The 3,868-nt window shown below is 70.4% G+C and carries 5 protein-coding genes; all 5 read left to right on the forward strand.

Features of this window, described 5'->3' with window-relative positions:
• Positions 1-177 precede the first annotated feature (177 nt).
• A complete protein-coding gene (rplK, locus tag ACFV0G_RS36815) occupies positions 178-612 on the forward strand; it encodes a 50S ribosomal protein L11 (protein WP_380557364.1) in 435 nt (144 codons plus the stop codon).
• 107 nt (positions 613-719) lie between these two features.
• Complete coding sequence (gene rplA, locus ACFV0G_RS36820) at positions 720-1,442, forward strand: 50S ribosomal protein L1 (RefSeq protein WP_380557367.1); 723 nt, start codon at positions 720-722, stop codon at positions 1,440-1,442.
• 173 nt (positions 1,443-1,615) lie between these two features.
• Entirely contained in the window at positions 1,616-2,449 is an 834-nt protein-coding gene (locus ACFV0G_RS36825; protein ID WP_380557370.1) for a hypothetical protein, read from the forward strand.
• Between the two features lie 352 nt (positions 2,450-2,801).
• Positions 2,802-3,359 (forward strand): 50S ribosomal protein L10, encoded by a 558-nt coding sequence (gene rplJ, locus ACFV0G_RS36830; protein WP_380557373.1) that lies wholly within the window; start codon positions 2,802-2,804, stop codon positions 3,357-3,359.
• Positions 3,360-3,443: 84 nt separating this feature from the next.
• Positions 3,444-3,827, forward strand: a complete 384-nt coding sequence (gene rplL, locus ACFV0G_RS36835; protein WP_380557376.1) for a 50S ribosomal protein L7/L12 — start codon at positions 3,444-3,446, stop codon at positions 3,825-3,827.
• The last annotated feature ends 41 nt before the right edge of the window (positions 3,828-3,868 follow it).

Consider the following 3,868-nt stretch of genomic DNA (forward strand, 5'->3'; position numbering starts at 1 on the left):
CCCATACTACACCACCCCTAAGTGCGACCGCGGGGCGGGCCCGCCCCCCCGCCCCGGTGACGTTTTGGCCCAGGGCCGCATCAGCGGTTAGCCTGGTCCGATGTGTGTCCTGGCGGCCGGGTGTCGCCCCGGTGCCGGACGCATCAGCAATCACCTCTCGGAAGGACCCGGAGAGAAATGCCTCCCAAGAAGAAGAAGATCACGGGGCTTATCAAGCTCCAGATCAACGCCGGTGCGGCCAACCCGGCCCCGCCGGTCGGCCCCGCGCTGGGTCAGCACGGCGTCAACATCATGGAGTTCTGCAAGGCCTACAACGCTGCGACCGAGTCGCAGCGCGGCATGATCGTGCCGGTGGAGATCACGGTCTACGACGACCGCTCCTTCACCTTCATCACGAAGACGCCGCCGGCCGCGCGCCTCATCCTGAAGGCCGCCGGCATCGACAAGGGCTCCAGCGAGCCGCACAAGACCAAGGTCGCCAAGCTCACCGGCGCCCAGGTCCGCGAGATCGCCACCGTGAAGCTCCCCGACCTGAACGCCAACGACCTGGACGCCGCGGCGAAGATCATCGCCGGCACCGCCCGGTCGATGGGCATCACCGTCGAGGGCTGACAGCCCCAGTCGTCCCCGTGGTAGGGCCGAGCGCGGCCCGTTCCACCACGAACTCCTCCCTCCTCGCCCGCTGACGAGCAGGAGGGGCCCAAGTTTCAGGAGAAGCAGTGAAGCGCAGCAAGGCTCTCAAGGCCGCGGACGCCAAGGTCGACCGCAGCCGCATCTACGCCCCGCTCGAGGCCATCCGCCTCGCCCGCGAGACGTCGACCACCAAGTTCGACTCGACCGTCGAGGTCGCCATGCGCCTGGGTGTCGACCCGCGCAAGGCCGACCAGATGGTCCGCAGCACCGTGATCCTTCCGCACGGCACCGGTAAGACCGCTCGGGTCCTGGTCTTCGCGACCGGTGACCGTGCCGAGGCCGCGCGTGCTGCCGGCGCCGACATCGTCGGCTCGGACGAGCTGATCGACGAGGTCGCCAAGGGTCGTCTGGACTTCGACGCCGTCGTCGCCACCCCGGACCTCATGGGCAAGGTCGGCCGCCTCGGCCGCGTGCTCGGTCCCCGTGGCCTGATGCCGAACCCGAAGACCGGCACCGTGACCCCCGACGTCGCGAAGGCCGTCAACGACATCAAGGGCGGCAAGATCGAGTTCCGCGTCGACAAGCACTCGAACCTGCACCTGATCATCGGTAAGGCCTCCTTCACCGACGAGCAGCTGGTCGAGAACTACGGCGCCGCGCTCGAGGAGGTCCTCCGGGCCAAGCCGGCCGCCGCCAAGGGCCGCTACATCAAGAAGATCGCCGTTGCCACCACCATGGGCCCCGGCATCCAGGTCGACCCGAACCGCACCCGCAACCTCCTCGTCGAGGAGGACCCGGCCGCCGTCTGAGCCCCCGTGCTCCGACCGTAGCCGCGTCCTGGGCGCAGCAGCAGTCCGTACCGACGGGCCCGTACCCCCTCTCCGGGGTGCGGGCCCGTCGGGCATTGCGGGGCCGCGGCGTCCCGGCGGGCCCCGGCATGGCAGGGTGGGGGACGGCAACGGCGACGGCAGCGGGAGGCGGGATGGCGGTACGGACGGTGCGCCGGGCGGCTGCGGCCGCCGCGCTGGTCGTGCTGCTGGCGGCCTGCGGGAGCGGCCGGGGCGGCGGGACGGCCGCAGCGTCGCCCAGCAGCAGCCCGGTGAGCCCGACCGCGCTGCCCAGCCCCACCGACCGCTCTCCGCACGGGGTGCTGATGGCGGCCCAGCTGGCCATGCACAGTGCCCGGCGGGCGCGCTTCACCGGCAACCTGGGCTCGGACACGGTGGCCGGGATGCTGTTCTGGGCGCCGAAGACGGTGCTCCAGCTGAAGCGGCCGGGCACCACGGCACAGGTGATCGTGCTGGACACCACCGCCTACCGCGGCGGCGACGCGGCCACCGCGGCCCGGCAGGGCGGCCGGCACTGGGAGCGGTTCACCGCCGCGCCGGGCCCGGGCGGCGTGCACGAGGTGCCGTACGCGGCCGCCGTCGACCGGCTCAACCCGGTGGTGGCCCTGACCGCCGCGGTCGCGGCCGGCGCGCCGGAGCGGATCGGCGAGGAGCAGCTGGACGACGCCACCGTGCAGCACTACCGGGTCACCGTCACGGCCGCCGAGTACGTGGCGGCGCAGAGCCAGCTGGACCGGGACCGCCGGACGGCGCTGCTGGCCTCGCTCGGCGGCGGGGGCGTGGTCGTCATCGACCTCTGGCTGAACGGCAGCGACCAGCTCGTCCAGCTGCACCGCACCGGGTCGGGCGCCGCCGGGCAGCTGGACGACACCCTGCGCTTCGCGGACTTCGCCGGCCCGCTCTCCGTCCAGGCGCCCGCCGAGTCCGACACCCTGGACGCCTCCGGACAGGCCCTCCCGCCGCTCTAGGGCGGACCGCGCGGCGCGCACGGGAACGGATTTGTCCCGTCCACGGGGTTTCGAGTACGGTGGTGCCTGCCAAAGACCGCTGGTTGTTTGCCCGCGCCCATGGGTGCAGGCAGCCGAAGGATCTGCGAATTTCGCAGGCAGCCCGCGCAGGAGTGTTTGGAGCTTGGACTTCCGGTCCGCTGCGATTCGTCGCGTTCGACCGTCGAGGTCGTTCAGAGCCCCGTGCGCCTGCGCACTGGGGCTCTCACTGTTTTCTGCTGGGGCTTCCTTCCGGCCGGTGTGTCGAGGCGTTGAATGGTCGACTGCTCCAAGGTCGGCCCGACTTCGACATCACGGAAGGAGGCGTAAGCCTATGGCAAGGCCCGACAAGGCTGCCGACGTCGCCGAGATCACGGACAAGTTCCGTGCCTCGAACGCGGCCGTGCTGACCGAGTACCGCGGTCTGACGGTGAAGCAGCTCAAGACGCTGCGTCGCTCGCTGGGGGAGAACGCCCAGTACGCCGTGGTGAAGAACACGCTGACCAAGATCGCGGCCAATGAGGCCGGGATCTCCGAGCTCGACGACCTGTTCGCCGGTCCGACGGCTGTCGCCTTCGTCACCGGTGACCCGGTGGAGTCGGCGAAGGCTCTGCGTGACTTCGCCAAGGAGAACCCCGCTCTCATCATCAAGGGCGGTGTCCTTGACGGTAAGGCGCTGTCCGCCGATGAGATCAAGAAGCTCGCGGACCTCGAGTCCCGCGAGGTGCTGCTCGCCAAGCTGGCGGGTGCCCTGAAGGCCAAGCCCTCCCAGGCTGCCGCGGTCTTCCAGGCCCTGCCGTCGAAGCTCGTCCGCACCGTGGACGCGCTGCGCGACAAGGTCGAGCAGGGCGGTGCCGGTACGCCGGCTCCCGCCGAGGACGCTGCGGAGTAATTGCTCCGCGGAGCCTCTAGCGGGCCCGTACGCCCGCCGACATGTACATCCGGCACCAGCCGAATTAGTGGAAGGACGCCAATCATGGCGAAGCTGTCCCAGGAAGACCTGCTCGCGCAGTTCGAGGAGATGACCCTCATCGAGCTCTCCGAGTTCGTGAAGGCGTTCGAGGAGAAGTTCGACGTCACCGCGGCTGCCCCGGTCGCCATCGCCGCCGGCGGCGGCGTTGCTGCCCCCGAGGCCGCTGTTGAGGAGCAGGACGAGTTCGACGTCATCCTCGACGGTGCCGGCGACAAGAAGATCCAGGTCATCAAGGAGGTGCGCGCCCTCACCTCCCTCGGCCTGAAGGAGGCCAAGGACCTCGTCGACACCGCCGGTGCGAAGGTTCTGGAGAAGGTCGCCAAGGACGTTGCCGAGAAGGCCAAGGCCCAGCTCGAGGGCGCGGGCGCCAAGGTCACAGTCAAGTGACTTCTCGCCCCCTCTGAGGGGGCGCGGGGGGGGGGGGGCGC

This window comes from Kitasatospora sp. NPDC059571, assembly GCF_042735675.1.
Taxonomy (GTDB): domain Bacteria; phylum Actinomycetota; class Actinomycetes; order Streptomycetales; family Streptomycetaceae; genus Kitasatospora.

Excerpts from the sequence above, each read along its gene's own strand:
- rplK (WP_380557364.1), top strand. The coding sequence starts at position 178 with ATGCCTCCCAAGAAGAAGAAGATCACGGGGCTTATCAAGCTCCAGATC.
- ACFV0G_RS36825 (WP_380557370.1), top strand. The coding sequence starts at position 1,616 with ATGGCGGTACGGACGGTGCGCCGGGCGGCTGCGGCCGCCGCGCTGGTC.
- rplJ (WP_380557373.1), top strand. The coding sequence starts at position 2,802 with ATGGCAAGGCCCGACAAGGCTGCCGACGTCGCCGAGATCACGGACAAG.
- rplL (WP_380557376.1), top strand. The coding sequence starts at position 3,444 with ATGGCGAAGCTGTCCCAGGAAGACCTGCTCGCGCAGTTCGAGGAGATG.